An 18,179-nucleotide genomic window follows, 5' to 3' on the forward strand; every position below is an offset into this window, starting at 1 on the left:
TGGGGCATGGCGTCGTTAGGGTTCGTTTATTTAGCTCGCTAAACCGCACTCACCCTGCCTCGCCCTGCCCCAAAACTCGGCCCGGCGCGACCGGAAACAAAACGTCAACAGAGCCTAGGCATCATGGAAAGCAAAAAAGAACGAATGAAGCGAGTGCTGGACGAATGGCGACGTCAGCACCCAGCGCAGTGCCATATCTGTGCTACGCATAAACAACCGTTGGTTCTGCGTCAAAGTCGATGGCTGTGTACCAGCCATGCCATGGAAGCGCATCCTGCCAATGGCCGCCGCGATGATCGTCAGTGGATATAAGCGCGGCTGCAAACCATATTTGATCAGGGGTTTAAACAATGCATCACGATCGTAGCGTAGATCTTTCAGGGTTGAATTGCCCGCTACCGATTCTGCGAGCCAAAAAAGCGCTGGCAGATATGACGAGTGGTCAGGTTCTGCATCTGATATGTACCGATCCGGCAACGCCAACTGATTTTTCAGCTTTTTGCGAGCAAACCGGCCATCAATTGCTGGAGCAGCGCAGCGAAGACGGAAAGTTTCTGTTCTGGTTGCAACGTCGCTGAGCCAGGGGCGATAACGCGCCCACAGAGCTTATTGGCCAGGTCTGGTGATCGGTCATAGGGCTTATGGGCCGGAACGGCTTATCACTTGTAACGGGCGGGGTGCCTGCTAGGCTGAAAGAGGTTTTTTCAGGTAGCCGTTTATGCCGTTCCCCGGTTCTCAAGGCAAGGAGCAGGTCTATTCGCCTGCGCTTTGCTCATCTCCCGTCACGCCATTGCCGTCGCACGAGATGCTGGCGGAGGGCATGCGCCTGCTGCATCAACCTTGCAGCGACCATGAAGATGTCCTGCAGCGATTTGTGGTGCAGGCCCGCGAGGGCTTGGGGCTGGCGGCTTGTGTCGTCTTCCGTTTGAGTCGCAGCGATGAGAGTCTGATTGAGCTGGCGGTGTCAGTACGGCCGGCAGAGCCGGATCTGGTGATTCCCCTAGCGCTGGTGCAGGCTGCCGTGGCCGCAGGCGTGGCACAACAATGCCACGCGGATGAGCATTACTGGCTTGCGTTGCCGCTGATATTTGAGGGTCAGCTGATCGGCGCTTTCGGCGTCGCTTCGACGGTGCAGGCGCTGGCGGCAGATTCGCTGGCAATCTTGCAATTGCTGACTTTGCCGCTGGCCGAGCGGCTTGGACGAAAAGAGCTGCTGCGCAGCGTGCAGCAACGCGACATGCAGCTGAAGCAGTTCGATGAAAACATCCACGATCTGATTGCCGTCATTGATCTGGGCGGGCGGCGCATCTATGCAAATGCTCCCTATCGCAAGCTGTTTGGCGGTGCGCACGAGACTCGCTACGAGTCGGCTTTCAATACCATCCATCCTGACGATCTGCAGAAAGTGACCGAGCGGTTTCATCTGGCCATGCAGACGGGGACGGTGGTGGTCGGCGATTACCGCTACGTTCTGCCCGACGGCAGCGTGCGACATATCCATGCCCAGGGCTCGCCATTGCCTGACGAACAGGGGCGGCCGTGGCGGATGCTGGTGGTGGGGCGGGACATCACGGAGCGCAAAGAAGCAGAACTGGCGCTTAAACGCAGCCAGGAGCACCTTGAGCATGCCCAGCGGCTAGCCAATATCGGCAGCTTTCAGCTCGACTGCGTGCAGCGCAAGGTTTTCTGGTCGGCCACCATGGCCAAGCTGTTTGCTGTCGAGCAGGCGGACGATCCGCGCCTGACCAATCTGGACTACCTCGAAGCCGATAATCCCTGGCTGCAGCGCATACATACCGATGATCGTCTACGCGTGCTGGCGCGTTACAAAGCCAGCCTGCGCGGTGAATGCGCTTATGTGATGGATTACCGGATCGTGCTGCCTGGCATCGGCCTGCGTCATATCCATGCCGAAGCGCTTGCTGAATGCGACGTGGATGGAAAGCCCCTGCGGCTGGAAGGGTTTGCCCAGGATGTGACCAGCCGGCATCTGGCCGAGCTGCGCTCGCAGGATATCCAGGAGGAACTGGAGCGGCGGGTGGCAGAGCGGACGCATGCGCTGGAGCAACTGAACAACCAGCTCAAGGCTGAAATCGCCCAGCGTGGGATTGTTGAAGAGGCTCTGGAGCAGAGCAGCGAACGCCTCGGGCGTATTCTGGAATCGGCGATTGATGCGGTGGTGTCGATTGATGGCCAGGGGCATGTGGTGGACTGGAATCGCCAGGCGGAGCTGACCTTTGGCTGGAATCGCGACGAAGCCTTCGGGCAAGACATCGCCGAGCTGATCATTCCGATGCGCTACCGGTCCTTGCATGCGGCAGGGTTGGCGCGCATTGCCCATCGCGACATTACGGCGATGCGGCCGCAGCAGTTCGAGTTGGAAGCCATTCGCCGTGATGGCAGCGAATTTCCAGTCGAAATCAATATCTGGCCAATTCGAGTGGGCGGTAACGTACTGTTTTCCAGCTTTATCCGCGATATCAGCGACCGCAAGCAGCTTGAAGCCGAGTTGCAGGCCAATCTGGCGCAGCGAGAGGCGATTCTGCAGACCGCGCAGGTCGGACTGCTGCATTTCCGGGCCGGGCGGCTGGTCTGGTGCAACCATATTGTTGAAGACCGGTTTGGCTACACCGCTGCAGAATTGGTCAGTCTGGAGCTGGATTGCCTGTTCGAAAACCGGCAGGAATTCGAGGCATTCAATGCTGCGGTGATGCCTGCCTTGCTGCGTGGCGATACGGTGCAGGTTGAGCATACGTTTTATCAGCGCAATCGTGAGCCGGTGTGGTGTCTGGCTACGGGGCGCTTCATTGATCATGACGATCAGCAGAAAGGCACGATCTGGGCGCTGGTCGATCTGACCTGGAAGAAACATCTGCAAGACACCCTGCAAGCCAATCTGGCTGAGCGCAAAGCCATTCTGGATACCGTTCAGGTGGGGCTGCAACTGGTGCGCCAGGGCTACCACGTCTGGTGCAACCGGCAGATGGAAACCATCATGGGTTATCAGAATACCGACCTGCAGGGGCGCCATATCAGCGAGTGGTTTGGTGATCCTGAAGGGTTGCCGGCGATTCTGGCCAACGAAGTCCGGCGCATGGATCGTGGCGAGACCGTACAGTTCGAGCACGCCTATCAACACCCGGACGGCAGGCTGCGCTGGCATTTGGTCACTGGGCGTCGCATCGACAGCAACGATCCGGCCAAAGGGGCGATCTGGTCACGGGTGGACCTGTCATCGCAAAAGCAGGCCGAGGAAGAAATCAAGCGGGCGTTGGCCAGGGAAAAAGAGTTGTCCGACCTGAAAACCCGCTTTGTCAGCATGGCCTCACATGAATTTCGCACGCCCTTGTCGACGATTCAGTCCTCGGTCGAGCTGTTGTCGCATTACCGTGATGAGTTGCCGGCTGAAGAGCAGGCTGAGCTGTTCACGGCGATTGAGGATGCGGTGCGGCATATGACGCAAATGATGGAAGACGTGCTGCTGCTCGGCAAAACTGCAGAAGGCAAGCTGCGACCCAACCCGGCGCCGATGCCGCTGCGAACATTTTGCGAGAGCCTGATCCACACCCAGCAACGTTTATGCAATGGCAGTCACCTGCTGCAGCTCGATTACGCCGGGCCGGAAGGCCTGGTCATGCTCGACCAGAAACTGCTGCATCTGGTGCTGAACAATCTGCTGCGCAATGCAGTGAAGTACTCACCGGGTGGGCGCGAGGTCGAATTCAAAGTCTGGCAGTCCGATGCTTGGCTGCGGCTCTCTGTGCGAGATCGGGGGATAGGCATTCCGGCTGAAGATTTACCGCATCTGTTTGAGAGCTTTTTCAGGGCCAGCAATGTGGGGCGCATTTCAGGCACCGGCCTGGGTTTGCATATTGTCAAAAGTGCAGTAGAGGCCTGCGGTGGCCAGATCGACGTGGACAGCGTTGCCGGGGAGGGCACCCTGTTTACCGTGCAATTCCCGCTGATTCCGGCTTGACCCGGCTGCCGGTCGCGGCGATAGTCGGCGCTTTGTCCGTTACCGAGTCATCCATCATGAGCCTGACCCTGATCCGTCCTGACGACTGGCACCTGCACCTGCGCGATGGTGCTGCCCTGGCTGCCGTCCTGCCCGATACCGCCCGCCGTTTTGGCCGGGCCATCGTCATGCCCAACCTCAAGCCGCCGGTCCGTACGGTAGAAGAAGCCGCTGCCTACCGTGAGCGCATTCTGGCAGCGCTGCCTGCCGGCATGTCATTTGAACCTTTGATGACGTTATATCTGACCGACGTCACCCCTCCTGAAGAGATCGCCAAGGTCAAGGCCAGTGGTTTTGTCAAAGCGCTCAAGCTGTACCCGGCCGGTGCGACCACCAATTCCGATGCGGGGGTGACGGATATCAACAAGGTTTTGCCAACACTCGCCGAGATGGCCAGACAAGGCATCCCGCTGCTCGTTCATGGTGAAGTCACCGACCCCTCGGTCGATGTGTTTGATCGCGAGGCCGTCTTTATCGAGCGGGTGATGAAACCCTTGCTGGGCAAACTGCCAGATCTGAAAGTCGTGTTCGAGCACATCACCACCAAACAGGCTGCCAACTTTGTCTGGAGCGCCGGTGCCAACGTGGCGGCTACCATTACCGCGCACCATCTGCTGCTCAACCGGAATGCCTTATTTCAGGGCGCTTTACCCCAGCATCACTACTGCTTGCCGGTGCTGAAGCGGGAATTGCACCGCGAAGCCTTGATGGATGTCGCGATTTCCGGGAATCCGCGTTTCTTTCTAGGCACAGACAGCGCCCCTCACGCCCGAGGCATCAAGCAAACTCTGTGCGGTTGCGCGGGCATCTATACCGCCCACGCAGGAATCGAGCTGTACGCCGAGGCGTTCGAGTCGGTCAATGCGCTGGACCGGCTTGAAGGATTCGCCAGCCGCTTTGGCCCGTTGTTCTATGGACTGCCTGCCAATGCCGACACCATTACCCTGGTGAAAGAGCCAGTGGCCGTGCCGGCCGAGATTCCGTACCTGGCGGACGATGTTCTGGTGCCTATGCGGGCGGGCGAAACCGTGGCCTGGCGTCTGCTGGATTGATTCTGCCTGGGGTCGGTTGGCGCGTTATGGCGAGACCGCAAGTCGACTGCCAACCGGGCCGGAAGTGGATAGGGCTGCCGCCGGCAGCGGGGCTGAATCGCTGTCTATACTCATGAAACCGTGGTCGGCGCCTCCTCGCGTCGATCGCCTTCCTCTGATCGTGCTTTGATCCCGCCGCATTGCAACCGTCGGGAAACTGAGTCGTTTGCCTGTGCCACAACTGGCCGGCGGAACCTCAAACGAAGCGGATCAGCATGCCAACCACGCATCTGGAGGTTTCATGAGCAAGCCACTTGTAGTGATTACCGGGGCCAGTTCCGGCATTGGCCAGGCAACGGCCCAGCTGTTCTCGCGTTTGGGCTATCCCCTGTTACTGCTGGCTCGGCGTATTGAGCGCATGGAAAAACTCGGCTTGCCGAATACCCTGTGCCGGGCAGTGGATGTTACCCAGCGTGACCCGTTGCGGGCTGCAGTCAAAGAGGCCGAGGCGAAGTTTGGCCCGGCTGATCTGATCGTCAACAACGCTGGCGTGATGTTGCTCGGCAACGTCGCCAGACAAAGCCCGGAAGAGTGGGATGCCATGCTGGATGTCAACGTCAAAGGCTTGCTCAATGGCATCCATGTGGTACTGAGCGGCATGGTCGAGCGTCGTCACGGCACCATCATCAATATCAGCTCGATTGCGGGGCGCAAGACCTTCCCCAATCACGCGGCTTACTGCGGCACCAAGTTTGCCGTACACGCCATCTCGGAAAACCTGCGGGAAGAAGTTGCCATGAGCGATGTGCGGGTGATTACGATTGCACCGGGAGCGGTTGAAACCGAATTGCTATCCCATACCACTGATACCGACATCAAATCCGGTTACGAATCCTGGAAGGAAGGCATGGGGGGCGTGATCGCCGCAACCGACATCGCCGAAGCCATCCGGTTTGCTTACGAACAACCCCAAAATCTGTGCATTCGCGAAATTGTGCTGGCTGCCACGCGCCAACAGCCATAGCGCTTTTACTGTTGCGCAGTTGGCGTCTCCACTGCTGCAATCCTCACCAAAAAGTGTATCGGTCAGCGTCGAATCGCCAGTCACCGGCCGTGGCATGGTAGAATTCACTTGCGAAGTTGGCCGGACAGTCGCTGCTCAGCTTGCTGGGGAGAGGAAAGTCCGGGCTTCATAGGGCAGGATGCCGGTTAACGGCCGGGCGCCGCGAGGCGACGGAAAGTGCAACAGAGAACAGACCGCCGAACTCCGGGTAACCGGGGTGGCAAGGGTGAAACGGTGGGGTAAGAGCCCACCGCGGACGTGGTAACACGGACGGCATGGTAAACCCCATCCGAAGCAAGACCAAATAGGCAGGCGTTGAGGGGGCCCCCGGAGCCTGCGGGTAGGTTGCCTGAGGCGTGCGGTAACGTACGTCCTAGAGGAATGACTGTCGGTGGCGGCGCAAGCCGCCATGTCACAGAACCCGGCTTACAGGCCGACTTCGCAAATCCCCCCGATTCTTCCCGCAATATCCCCTAGGCAAATCACACGGACCCCCGCCCAGTACCGCTTGGCGAGGCATTGGCCCGACTGGCTGATCTGGCTTGGCGCCAACGCTTGGCGAAGCGCATCGCCGGAGTTTCGACCAGATGGTAGCTAAGCGCAGAGGCGCAAAGCACCATCGTCAGTATCAAAGTGAGGGCGGTCAGCCCCTTCAGGCTCCAGTAGTGAAACACCAGAGAGATGATCGGTACGTGGTACAGATAGGTGGAAAACGAAACCTTACCTAGCCAGACGAGGGGGCGCGGCACAGGCAGGGGTTGACGCAAAGCCAGCAGCAATAAGGCGCCCAGGCCGATGGCTACCGCCAGCACCGCCCATGGGGTGATACGAGTCCAGACAGCAATCGTCCCCAGGCTGCCTGCCAATGGCAGCAACAACCACATGGGCAGACGCTGTAGTGCGGGGCGATAGTGCGCGATCGCCACTCCCGTGATGAAAAAGGGCAGTTGTCCAATCACATTGAGTTGCAGAAAAGACGGGCGATACCACGCTATGCTGCGGCTGGGGTCGGTTTGCAGCACCTTTTCAATGCCGAACATCAGCCAATCCAGCTGCCCGGTTCCGGCGGCACTTCCCCACACCAAGCCAGCGGTAACCAGTAGCGGCAAGATTGGCCAGTAGCCTCGTCGCAGCCCGACCGCCACGAAGGGGGCCATGCCGTACCACAACACCTCGCTGGTCAAGGTCCAGCTGACATGGATGGAATCCAGGCGCATCAAGGCTGGCAAGTAATGCAGCTGCAGATTTGCGAGATTGACGAGCAGCAGTAACGGCTGTTCTATCAGCGAGGCCCGCCATTCCGGCTGCAGCAGGCCGGCACCCAGGAGCGCCACCCAGTAGGCAGGGTAGATGCGTAACAGGCGGGCCATTGCATATTCGCTCAGTTTGGCTTTGCTGGCGCTCAGGTGAATCAGATAGCCGCTTAGCACAAAAAACAGCTGCACCCCCAGCACATTGCCGTGGTTACCCAGAAATGGCGTGTGAAATCCGGTCAATACCTCCAGGTGATAGAGAAAGACGGCTAGGCAGGCGAGGCCACGCAAGGCATCAATTGACGCGAGGGGCTGATCCACTGCGGGAGTATTGGGGGTGGGGAGGGGGGAGAGGGGCTCGCGAAGTGGGTCTGGACGCTGTTGAGGTTTCATTTCTGGCGTGCGTTTGGTTGGAGTGGGGCCCGGTGTGCGGTAAAGCGCACCGCAGCGATGCTACCGCAAACCAAGCATCCACAGCGCCTGGCGGCCTACCGGACTTTCGGGGGAAGGTCTGACCGCTATTGGCGGCTGCCTGAGCTTTCCACTGGCGTGACCATTTTTTCCTCCGTCACGGCTTTATCGGTCGGTTGCTTGCGGCTGTGCGCACGCAGTTCGGCTTCGGTAGGTTTGAAGTCAACGCCATACCAGGTTTGCATCGCAAATTTGCATTCCCGATAGTCCTCGGGTGTCGGGCTGGCGGCGCTGGGGTTCATGCCACCTTGCCAATAGCTCATTACTGAAGACTTATCGAGATGGTTATGGGGCATGCCGAGGGTGTGGCCCATCTCGTGCAGGATCATGTGCTTGAACCAATTCTGGTTATAACGGCCACCCGGCCGCATGCGGATGCCATCGAGCATGCCGCCCGTCGCAGGCAGGGCGCTGCCACCCACTGTGGCAGGGTGCGACATGTCCAGATAACTCTTGTCCCACCGCACAATCAGGCCCTGCTCGGGCTTGATTGCCCTGAGGGATTTTCTCCCGCCGTATTCAATCACTACCGGGCAGCCGCGCATCCACTGGCTGGCTGCCAGTTTGATTGCCTGCTCGACATCTTCAGGCGGGATGTCCGGGTGGGCGTCCTCAGTATCGTAAAAAAAACGGATGACCGGCGGCTTGCCGCCGTTGTAGAGCGGCAACCTGCCTGCGGCTGGGGCGGCGGGGAGGGGTGCTGCAGCAGGGCGATTGGTGGGTGCGGCTTTGGTTGGCGGTGGCGCGGCTGGCGCTAACGGTATTTCCAGCGTTGATTCCTTGCCCTGTACGCCGATCTTGTTGCAGGGGCTATCACTGAACGTGGTTTTCCCCTTGGCATCGGTACACCGATAGACCGTTTGCACCTCGGTTGCGGCACAGGGCATGCACAGAGCAAGCAGGGCAATCAGCGGGAGCGGATGGGGTGGCGTGGGCCGTGTCATCGTCTGCGTCTCGGAAATCGCGGTTCGGGAGGGGGCGGACCGCAGGGTGGAGGTCGGGTGCTCGGGAGGTAATGATTTGAATTTTAGACGCTGTTGACGCATTTCCGGCGAAACCCTTCGAGCCGGATCGGCTTTTGCGGCATGCCAGTGTTGCAAAGCCCTTGCCTGGCGTGACAGTGCGGCCGGCCTTGGGCGGGGAGTAGCGGTCGAGGCGGTTGTCTGTCGATCGGCTGCCGTGGCGTGATGTGCCAGACCATTCATGGCTGATTGTCAGCGCATTGTCAGAAAAAGCTTGCTTTGATCTACATCAATTTTTAGAATTCCAGTAATTACTGGAAATCAAAGAAATGAAACTGACACCGCTTGCAGAACGATTTGTCCTTCACTTTGGCGAGATGGGCTCGCGTTGGGGGGTCAATCGCACCGTTGGCCAGATCTACGCCCTGCTCTATATCAGTGCCAAACCGCTCAATGCCGACGAGATCGGCGATGTTCTTGAATTTTCTCGCTCAAATGTCGGTATTGGCCTGAAGGAGCTGCAAGCTTGGCGTCTGGTGAAGCTTGTCCACCTGCCAGGGGACCGACGTGACTACTTCGAGCCACCGAAAGACGTCTGGGAGATCTTCAGGGTGCTGGTGGAAGAGCGGCGCCGCCGTGAGATCGAACCCACCCTGTCGTTGTTGCGTGACGCCATGCTGGAGCAGCCGGGGTCGGAGGAAGATCGCGTTGCCCAGGCCAAGATGCGGCAGATGTATGAGTTGATTGAACTCACCACGGGCTGGCTGGATGAAGTGCAGCGGCTGTCGCCCGAGACGGTGATCAATCTGATGCGAATGGGGGCCAAGGTGCAGAAACTGCTGGATTTTGCCGACCGGCTGAAGTTTGGCCGCAAGGACGATGGCAAAGGAGACCTGCCATGAAGCCACCCCTTAACCGCAGTCTGCTTGGCGCAGCTGGCCTGGCGGGGCTGACTGCGCTGGTTCATACCTTTGCCGGGCAGGCGGATGTGGTGTCGCCCTTCCTGGCGTCATCGCTCGATGCCACCCTCAAATACACCCTGCTGGCTTGCTGGCATATGGTGACGGTGGCTTTGTGGTTGAGCACGCTGGGTCTGCTATGGGCCAGCCGCGCCCAAGCCGGAGCGGCCCGGCCACTCGTGCTGTTGCTGGCTACCGCCTGGTTGGGCTTCGCGCTGGTATTCGGGCTGGTGAATGTCTGGTTTGCGGGCCAGATTCCGGCCTGGGCCTTGCCGCAGTGGATATTGCTGCTGCCCGTGGGCGCGCTCGGCTTGTATGCCGGGCATCGTCTGGAGGCGCAGACATGAACCCCGACCCCGACGGACCCCGACTTTCGCCGACGCTGGTCATTATTGTCCTGATAAAAATTGCGCTTTTGCTAGTGGCTAAACATCTGTGGTTTAGCCAGCCCATTGCCCACCATATGAACGTCGAGCCGCAACGGCTTGACCAGCAGTTCCTGAACACTGCGCCCACCCCGATTTCAGCACCCTCCGGAGAACATCATGCTCGCCCCCTCTGACGTGGTCGACCTGTCACGCCTGCAATTTGCGCTGACGGCTCTGTTCCACTTCCTTTTCGTGCCGCTCACGCTGGGCTTATCGTGGATTCTGGTGATCTGCGAAGCCGTGTATGTGATGACCGGGCAGACCATTTACCGCGACATGACCCGCTTCTGGGGCAAGTTGTTCGGCATCAATTTTGCGATGGGCGTTGCCACCGGCCTGACGCTGGAATTCCAGTTCGGCACCAACTGGGCTTACTACTCCCACTACGTCGGCGACATTTTCGGTGTGCCTCTGGCCATTGAAGGGCTGATGGCGTTCTTTCTGGAGTCCACCTTCGTTGGCCTGTTCTTCTTTGGCTGGGATCGCCTGTCCAAGGTCCAGCACCTTGGGGTGACGACGCTGCTGGCGCTGGGCACCAATCTATCGGCGTTATGGATTTTGATCGCCAATGGCTGGATGCAAAACCCGGTCGGGGCGGAATTCAACTACCAGACGATGCGGATGGAGCTGACCAGCCTGAGTGCGGTGTTCTTCAATACCGTGGCACAGGTGAAGTTCGTGCATACCGTGGCGGCCGGGTATGTAACCGGCGCCATGTTCGTGCTGGGCATCTCGGCCTGGTATTTGCTCAAGGCCCGCGACACGGGCTTTGCCTTGCGTTCGTTTGCGGTGGCGGCCGGGTTTGGTTTGGCTTCGGCGGTATCGGTAGTCGTATTGGGGGATGAGTCCGGTTACAGCACCGGTGAAGTGCAGAAGGTCAAGCTGGCAGCGATCGAAGCAGAATGGGAAACCCACCCGGCGCCAGCGGGTATTACCGTCATCGGCTGGCCCAATCAGGCGGCAGAACGCACAGACTACGCACTCAAGATTCCGTATGTGCTCGGCTTGATTGCCACCCGTTCGACCGACACCCCGGTCATCGGTATCAAAGATCTGAAAAAAGGCCACGAGCTGCGCATCCGCAGTGGTATGCAAGCCTATGCAGCGCTGGTTCGATTGCGGGCGGGCGACCGTTCGGATGCCGTGCGGCTGCAGTTCGAACAGCACAAGGCGGATCTGGGCTATGGCCTGCTGCTGAAGAAGTACACCCCTGCGGTTGTCGATGCCAGCGAGGTGCAGATCATGCAGGCCGTCAATGACACCATCCCCAAGGTCTGGCCGCTGTTTTTCGCCTTCCGTGTCATGGTCGGGCTGGGTTTGCTGTTCATCTTCATTTTTGGGGTGAGCGCCTGGTCGCTGGCCCGCAAGCAGCTCGCGCCCCGGCGCTGGCTGTTGCGGCTGGCGGTGTTGTCGGTGCCGCTGCCCTGGGTAGCGGCCGAGTGTGGCTGGATCGTTGCCGAATATGGCCGTCAGCCCTGGACCATCTCGGGCATTCTGCCCACCCATCTGTCAGCTTCCAGCATTGACGCCAGCCAGGTCTGGGCCAGCCTGATCGGCATCGGCAGCATCTACCTCGGTCTGTTCGTCGTCGAGCTGTATCTGATGCTCAAGTACATCCGCCTGGGGCCGGCCTCACTGGCGACCGGCCGCTATCACGGCGAAATGCGACCGCAAACCTAACGTCAATAGAACCTGGGAGCCCGCTATGCCCGACTATTTCACGCTCAAACTGATCTGGTGGTTGCTGATACTGGTGCTGCTGATCGGCTTTGCCATCATGGATGGCTTCGATATGGGGGTCGCCATGCTGCTGCCCTTTGTGGGACGGACCGATGAAGAACGGCGGGTCGCGATCAACGTTGTCGGCCCGACCTGGGAAGGCAATCAGGTCTGGCTGGTGCTGGCTGCCGGCGCGATATTTGCCGCCTGGCCACTGGTTTACGCTGCAGGCTTCTCCAGCTACTACCTTGCCCTGTTGCTGGCCTTGTGCGCGCTCTATCTGCGCCCGGTTGGCTTCGATTACCGTAGCAAGCTGGCGAATCCGCGCTGGCGGGCATTCTGGGACTGGGCTTTGTTTACTGGCGGTCTGGTGCCGGCGCTGATCTTCGGCATAGCCATTGGCAATCTGTTTCTGGGCCTGCCATTCCGCTTTGATCCGACAACCCTGCGTGTCAGCTACGAAGGCGGCCTGTCAGGGCAGCTGAACCCGTTCGGCCTGGTCTGTGGCGGGCTTGCCGCAGCCATGCTGGCATTACAGGGAGCGGCCTATCTGGTGTTGCGCAGCGAAGGCCTGGTCTGGCAGCGTGCGCGTCGCTATCTGCACGGGCTGGCGATACTGGTCAGCAGCCTGCTGCTCGGGGTGATGATCTGGCTGAATTTTCTACCGGGGCTGCAACTACTGCAGCATGGTGACCTGAACACCGCCTTGTCTCCGCTAACCAAGCTGGTCGGCCAGCAGGCGGGGGGATGGCTTGCCCATTACCAGCACACCCCTTGGCTCAAGGTCGTACCGCTACTGGCATTGCTGGGCCCCGCCATCGCCAGTCTGTTTGCGGCACGCAATCTGCGCTGGGGCGCCTTTCTGGCCACCTCGGTCACCTGTGCGGCAACGCTGGCCTCGGCGGCGATTGCCCTGTTTCCATTCGTGTTGCCCTCCCGCATTGACCCAGGCAGCAGTCTGACCTTATGGGATGCCGCCTCCAGCCAGCGTACCCTGCTGGTGATGCTGGTGGTTACCACTTTGCTGCTGCCCATCGTGCTGATGTATACGGGGTGGGTGTATCGCGTGCTGCGAGGCCCGATCACGGTCGAAGCGATTCGCGCCAACAGCAAGAATCTCTACTGATGCCCCGCGAGGGGAAAGGAAAACGCCATGTGGTACTTCAACTGGATTCTGGGTCTTGGACTCGCCCTGGCGGCGGGCATTATCAATGTGCTGTGGCTGGAGTCGAATTACGCATTCGGCCAGCGAGATGAAGACCAAACCCGCCGGCGGTTTGAGGAACACCGCGACAACGATTGACGCTGGCCGGGCAAGGGGCTGGGAGCCCCTGCCTGGGGCACCCAAACACCTAACGACCCGTCTTGTCGATTTCAGCCAGGGCGGCTGCCACCGCAGCCTCGTCCAGCCCGGTGGTGTCGAGCACGGCCTGCCGCACTTCGGCCGGCAGAATGCGCTGTGCCTGATTGCCGGCATGCGTCAGCTGTTCACCAAAGCAGATTTTGCCGGCTTCATCCAGCGTTACCATGCCAGATTCTCGCAACGTGTCGATAAAGTTGCGGAACACGGTTTTATCGAAGAAATCGGGCGATCCTGACTCGAACAGCAGCGACAACCGCTGCGCCAGCAAGTGGCAGAGCGCTTCCAGCTTGCGGGGTTCCAAGGTGCTGCTGCCTTGCTGGATCAGCACCGAAATTGCCATGAAGTAGCGTTCCAGAGTATGCCGGAGCGTCTGTCCCAGCAGGTCGAGCTGGCTGTATTCAGGCGTCAGCAGCGGTGGGGCCACATACACGCCCTCACCACGGTGCCGCAACAGGCCCATTTCGGCCAGCGTGTCGATGACATGCAACACCGTCGGTTCCAGGCCGTCGGTCGCCCAGGGCAGGAACAGCTCCGACCGGAGGAAGGGGTAGATGGTGCGCACACCGGCAATCACCTCCTGTTGCGACAACTTCTCGCCGCTGACAAACAGGCAGGCCACAATTGCCGGTAGAGCCACCAGATGCAGCACATTGTTGCGGAAATAAGCCAACAGGATCGCCTGATCACTGCTGGTGCGCAGCACGTCACCCAGCGGATGCTTGACCCGTTCGATCAGGCGCAAGGCTTCACCATGGGCAATCACCGCATCGGGGGCATGCGCGGTGCGTTCCACGCGCTGGCTGTAGCCCCCGCCGTCAATCAGCTTCTGGAACAGGCGAATCTGCTGCGCCAGGCGGCTGGCGTCGATACTGTGCTTGGGGGTGGAAAGCAGAACCAGTGCCAGCAGGTTGATCGGGTTGACCACGGCGGCGCCATTGATATGCGTGACAATGCGGTTGGCCAGTGTGTCCACGCTGTCGGTAAACCACTTGGGCCGCTGCTCGCCAATCGTTTCACCCCGCCAGTTCTCGTGAACGCTATCCAGAACATTCGACAGCAGGATCGGCTCGCCAAAGTTCACATAAACCTTGCCGAATGTTTTCTTGATCTGACGGACTGTGGCCAGCAGTCCGAACAACGATTCCTTGCGTTTGGGGCGTCCCGACAATTCGGCCACATAGCTGCCGCCTTCCATCAGCTTTTCATAACCGATGTAAACCGGCAGGAACAGCAGAGGGCGGCGTGTATCCCGCAGATAGCTCATCGTGGTCATGGCCAGCATGCCGGCCTTGGGGGGCAGCAGGCGGCCGGTACGGCTGCGTCCGCCTTCGATGAAATACTCAATCGGAAACCCGCGCGAAATCATCATATGCAGGTATTCGTTGAACACCGCCGCATACAGCGGCTCTCCCTTGAAGCTGCGCCGCAGGAAGAAAGCGCCGCTACGCCGCAGGAATGGCCCGACGACGGGCAGATTCAGGTTGGCGCCTGCCGCAATGTGCGGGGGCAACAAGCCGTTCCGGTACAGCAGATAGGACATCAACAGATAGTCGATATGGCTGCGATGGCTGGGGACGTAGACAATTTCGTGGCCGTGGGCGAGGGCGGCTACCTCATCCAGCCGGCTGATTTCCACGCCATCGTATAGCCGGTTCCAGAGCCAGTTCAGAAAGCGGTCGAATATGCGGATCGTGGAGTGCGAGTAGTCCGCAGCGATTTCCATCGCAAATTTGTGCGCGTTGGCCTGGGCTCGCTCCAGCGAGATCTGCTTGGTCGCAGATTCATCGAGAATGGCCTGCCGCACATCCGGTGCGTTCAGAATCAGATCAACCTGGGTGCGACGGTGCGATAGATCCGGCCCGATGGCCTGTTCCCGCTGGCGGCGGAAGTGGACGCGCAACAGACGGCCGGCTTTGCGCAGGGTTCGCGCCGGGCCGAGCTTCTCATCAACCATCTCACGTACCGACACCGGCCGACCGAACTTGATCATGGCCTGCCGGCCATGCAGCAGGACGGTAAAAAACTGGCTCAGGCGGCCCGTATTGGCCCAGCCATCGGCAAACAACAGCTTGAAGATCGAGTCCTGCTTATCTGGGGCGCGACCCCACAGGATCGTCACCGGCACGATTTGCACGTCCAGCGCCGGATCGCGCTCAACCTTGCCGATCAGGCGGGACAGACGCGGTGAATAGCCGGGTCTGGGGCGTGGCCATCCGCCTTCACCCCGATTCAGAAAGAAAAATGACCGCTTTTCGAAAACGCTGCCGCCACTCATGGCACTCAGCGGCCGAGGCAATCCCAGTCGTTGGGTTTCGGTTTCGAGCACCAGCAGGTTCGACAGGAAGCGCTGGTGCAGGACATAACAGACGGGCTGCGAGAGATCGAGTTCCAGCGACGCCGGATCAAGTGGCAGTACCTTGGGCCGCACCCAGACGTAGAGCAGGCGTCGGAACAGCAGACTGAAAAGTTGTTCAAGACCTAAAAACTTGAGCATGGATGCTCCGTAACAATCAATCAGGGGCGCGATTGTCCACAAGATTGCCCCGAACACCAAACCCGCCGGGCTGCCGAGCGGACCTGACATGGGCCTTGATCTGCCTGAATGCCTGATCCAGCAAGGGTCTCACCACATTAGGGCCGACTGTGGGGAAAATGAAAATTTGACTGAAAGTCAGTCGCTTAAGTCTCGCAAGGCTCGTCTGTAATCTATTCTGGGGTGAGGTAGAAACACAATCGGTCCGTTTGAGTAAGCACCTAATCCGGCGAAGTTCATTGCTGCCAGAGTTGAAAAGGCTATCAATCAGCCCTCAGGCCGGCAGATAGGGAATACACGAGTTATCCATGCACGGTGCCGTTCGGCCGAGCACTTGGATCGGAAGAGAGGAAATACGCCATGATCAATTTGCTCGCCGTCTGGATGCGGCGCCAGCGTTATCCAACCCGGTTCGGGGTGATTGGGGTAATGGTGGCATTGGCCCTCGCCTACCTCGGTTACGGTCTGTACCGCACCAATCAGACACAGGTTGAGTTTTCGGCAAAGGAGCGGGTAGGCGTGGCCTATCTGACGGCCATGTTGCCTTTGCTGGATGCGATCGGACAAAGGCGGCTCGAAGCGGCCAGCAAAACGGGCGATCTGGCCGCTAGCAGCAAAGCGATCGACGAAGCGCTGACGGCGATTGAACGGCTACAGACCCAGCCGGTGGACGAGCTGGATCTGGCCGCCACGCTGATCGCCACCAAACAGGCATGGCAGGCGGCAAGCGCGGCGGATACCGCTGAGCCGGCCAAGCGGGTGGCCCTGTATGGTGCAGCGGTCGATGCCGTGCTGGCGCTGATCGGGGCGGCGTGTGACAACTCCAATCTGACTTTGGACCCGGACATCGACTCGTATTATTTGATGGACACCGTGTGCGCTCGCCTGCCAATGCTGGCAGCAAGGCTGGGCGAGAGCGGCGCCAGGCAAGTGCTGGCACTGGAAGCCCGGCAGCTCGATTCTGTAGTGCAAACCCGTTTGGTGGAGTTGCGGCCTCTGACGTTTGATGCCCAATCTGCCATTCAGACCAATATCGCCAAGGCGGCAGCTGCCAATGCTGGCCTCAAACCGGCATTGGAGGCCCTGCTGGCCGAGCAGCTGAATCGCAATCTGGCGGTGGCGGGGCAGGTTGATCAGGCCCTTGGCGGCAATCTCGATACGGCACCAGCGTCAGTCCGCGCAGTCAGCAAGGAGGCCAGCCGCTCGGCCATTGCCTTTGCTGAAAAGGGCCGCGTTCTGCTTGATCAGTTATTGCAGAATCGCGTCGAGCTGTATCAGCAACAACGCAATGTCTATGTCGGACTGGTGTTACTGGCGTCGCTGGCTACGCTGGTGCTGTTTCTGGCGCTCTACCGTTCGATTACCGCGCAGCTTGGCGGTGAACCCTTCTATGTGGAGTCGGTGGTCAAGCGGCTGGCGGATGGTCGGCTGGATACCGAGGTGACGCTACGCCCACATGACACCGAAAGCCTGCTCGCTGCCATCGTTGCCATGCGGGACAGCCTGCGCCGTATGGTGGCCGATATGCTCAAGATGTCCGACGCCGTCGCGCAGACATCCCGTCAGCTCAGCATCTCGGCGAATCAGGTGGCCGATTCCAGTGCCTCGCAAAGCGAGTCGGTGACAAACGCCGCCGAGGAGGTCAAACAGTTATCTCAGTCGATATTTGCCAGCGCCAGCAATGCGGAGCTTGCCAGCGGCCAGGGGGAGTCAGCAGGCCGGATTGCCCGTCAGGGGGGAGAGGTCGTCAGGCAGTCGATTGCCGACCTCTCTCATATTGCCCGGCAGGTTGAGGAAGTGGCCGTCACGATTGATGAGCTGGGCAAGCAGTCGCAGTCGGTGACGCAGGTTTTGCATGTCATCCGCGAAGTGGCCGACCAGACGAATCTACTGGCATTGAATGCCGCCATTGAAGCGGCTCGGGCCGGTGAAGTTGGGCGCGGATTTGCGGTAGTGGCCGATGAAGTGCGCAAACTGGCCGAGCGTTCCGCTAATGCCAGCGGCGAAATCGCTGCAACCATCAGCCAGATTCAGCAGGTGTCAGATAAAGCCGTCAGCCGGATGCGGGCGACAGTGGATACGGTGGCGCGCGGCCGGCAAGGGACTGACGCAACCGCAGGGGCGATGACGGAGATCCATACCGGCACGCAATCGCTGGTTGAGACCATCCGTGAAATCGCCCAAGGCCTGGTGGCGCAGCGCACGGCCAGCCAGTCGCTGGCTGGGCATTTCGAGACGATTGCCGAAAAAAGCGAAGCCAACGCCCAAGCGGCGCAGCAGGGGGCAACGGCATCGGGCCAGCTGCAGTCGCTGGCGGTACAAATGGCAGAGACCGCCAGGCGTTTTTCAGTTTGAACCGGGTGAGGGCTGGTGGGAGTCGCC

At 59.7% G+C, this 18,179-nt stretch carries 15 protein-coding genes and 1 other RNA gene; 12 read left to right on the forward strand and 4 right to left on the reverse strand.

Features of this window, described 5'->3' with window-relative positions; all coding sequences use genetic code 11:
- Positions 1–114 precede the first annotated feature (114 nt).
- Positions 115–483: a hypothetical protein gene (locus tag PZA18_RS16030; protein WP_284101947.1), complete on the reverse strand. Its 369-nt coding sequence runs from the start codon at positions 481–483 to the stop codon at positions 115–117.
- Here PZA18_RS16030 and PZA18_RS16035 point away from each other — a divergent pair.
- From PZA18_RS16035 to rnpB, 5 genes are all read left to right on the forward strand, one after another.
- The gene (locus PZA18_RS16035; protein WP_308447405.1) at positions 423–578 is read left to right on the forward strand and encodes a sulfurtransferase TusA family protein; all 156 of its coding nucleotides are present in this window, start codon (positions 423–425) and stop codon (positions 576–578) included. The genes PZA18_RS16030 and PZA18_RS16035 overlap by 61 nt on opposite strands.
- A 140-nt stretch (positions 579–718) precedes the next feature.
- Entirely contained in the window at positions 719–3,976 is a 3,258-nt protein-coding gene (locus PZA18_RS16040; RefSeq protein ID WP_284101877.1) for a PAS domain S-box protein, read from the forward strand.
- 56 nt (positions 3,977–4,032) lie between these two features.
- Entirely contained in the window at positions 4,033–5,067 is a 1,035-nt protein-coding gene (gene pyrC / locus PZA18_RS16045; protein WP_284101878.1) for a dihydroorotase, read from the forward strand.
- 280 nt (positions 5,068–5,347) lie between these two features.
- Entirely contained in the window at positions 5,348–6,070 is a 723-nt protein-coding gene (locus tag PZA18_RS16050; RefSeq protein WP_284101879.1) for an SDR family oxidoreductase, read from the forward strand.
- A 112-nt stretch (positions 6,071–6,182) separates the two neighbouring features.
- An RNA gene (rnpB, locus tag PZA18_RS16055) (RNase P RNA component class A) lies at positions 6,183–6,554 on the forward strand.
- A 37-nt stretch (positions 6,555–6,591) separates the two neighbouring features.
- On the opposite strand, the gene PZA18_RS16060 is transcribed toward rnpB, so the two are convergent.
- Positions 6,592–7,755, reverse strand: a complete 1,164-nt coding sequence (locus PZA18_RS16060) for an acyltransferase family protein (RefSeq protein ID WP_284101880.1) — start codon at positions 7,753–7,755, stop codon at positions 6,592–6,594.
- A gap of 125 nt (positions 7,756–7,880) precedes the next feature.
- Entirely contained in the window at positions 7,881–9,038 is a 1,158-nt protein-coding gene (locus PZA18_RS16065; RefSeq protein ID WP_284101881.1) for a DUF4124 domain-containing protein, read from the reverse strand.
- Positions 9,039–9,124: 86 nt separating this feature from the next.
- On the opposite strand from PZA18_RS16065, the gene PZA18_RS16070 reads away from it, so the two are divergent.
- From PZA18_RS16070 to cydX, 6 genes are read left to right on the forward strand one after another with little or no spacing between them, the layout of a single operon-like run.
- A complete protein-coding gene (locus PZA18_RS16070; protein ID WP_284101882.1) occupies positions 9,125–9,697 on the forward strand; it encodes a GbsR/MarR family transcriptional regulator in 573 nt (190 codons plus the stop codon).
- Positions 9,694–10,101: a hypothetical protein gene (locus tag PZA18_RS16075; protein WP_284101883.1), complete on the forward strand. Its 408-nt coding sequence runs from the start codon at positions 9,694–9,696 to the stop codon at positions 10,099–10,101. Before PZA18_RS16070 ends, PZA18_RS16075 begins: the two co-directional genes overlap by 4 nt.
- Positions 10,098–10,316 carry a cytochrome oxidase putative small subunit CydP gene (cydP, locus tag PZA18_RS16080; RefSeq protein WP_284101884.1) on the forward strand — a complete coding sequence of 73 codons (219 nt, stop codon included), beginning with the start codon at positions 10,098–10,100 and terminating at the stop codon, positions 10,314–10,316. Before PZA18_RS16075 ends, cydP begins: the two co-directional genes overlap by 4 nt.
- Complete coding sequence (locus PZA18_RS16085; protein WP_284101885.1) at positions 10,300–11,862, forward strand: cytochrome ubiquinol oxidase subunit I; 1,563 nt, start codon at positions 10,300–10,302, stop codon at positions 11,860–11,862. Before cydP ends, PZA18_RS16085 begins: the two co-directional genes overlap by 17 nt.
- Before the next feature lie 25 nt (positions 11,863–11,887).
- The gene (gene cydB, locus PZA18_RS16090) at positions 11,888–13,027 is read left to right on the forward strand and encodes a cytochrome d ubiquinol oxidase subunit II (RefSeq protein ID WP_284101886.1); all 1,140 of its coding nucleotides are present in this window, start codon (positions 11,888–11,890) and stop codon (positions 13,025–13,027) included.
- Between the two features lie 27 nt (positions 13,028–13,054).
- Positions 13,055–13,204: a cytochrome bd-I oxidase subunit CydX gene (gene cydX / locus PZA18_RS25480; RefSeq protein WP_284101887.1), complete on the forward strand. Its 150-nt coding sequence runs from the start codon at positions 13,055–13,057 to the stop codon at positions 13,202–13,204.
- Between the two features lie 49 nt (positions 13,205–13,253).
- Here cydX and plsB read toward each other — a convergent pair whose 3' ends face one another.
- Positions 13,254–15,758 carry a glycerol-3-phosphate 1-O-acyltransferase PlsB gene (plsB, locus tag PZA18_RS16100; protein ID WP_284101888.1) on the reverse strand — a complete coding sequence of 835 codons (2,505 nt, stop codon included), beginning with the start codon at positions 15,756–15,758 and terminating at the stop codon, positions 13,254–13,256.
- 399 nt (positions 15,759–16,157) lie between these two features.
- Between plsB and PZA18_RS16105 the strand changes: the two genes are divergently transcribed.
- On the forward strand, positions 16,158–18,152 hold the full coding sequence (locus tag PZA18_RS16105; RefSeq protein WP_284101889.1) for a methyl-accepting chemotaxis protein: 1,995 nt from the start codon (positions 16,158–16,160) through the stop codon (positions 18,150–18,152).
- Positions 18,153–18,179: the final 27 nt, after the last annotated feature.

Origin of the sequence: Parachitinimonas caeni, assembly GCF_030129945.1 — a bacterium.
Lineage (GTDB): Bacteria > Pseudomonadota > Gammaproteobacteria > Burkholderiales > Chitinimonadaceae > Parachitinimonas > Parachitinimonas caeni.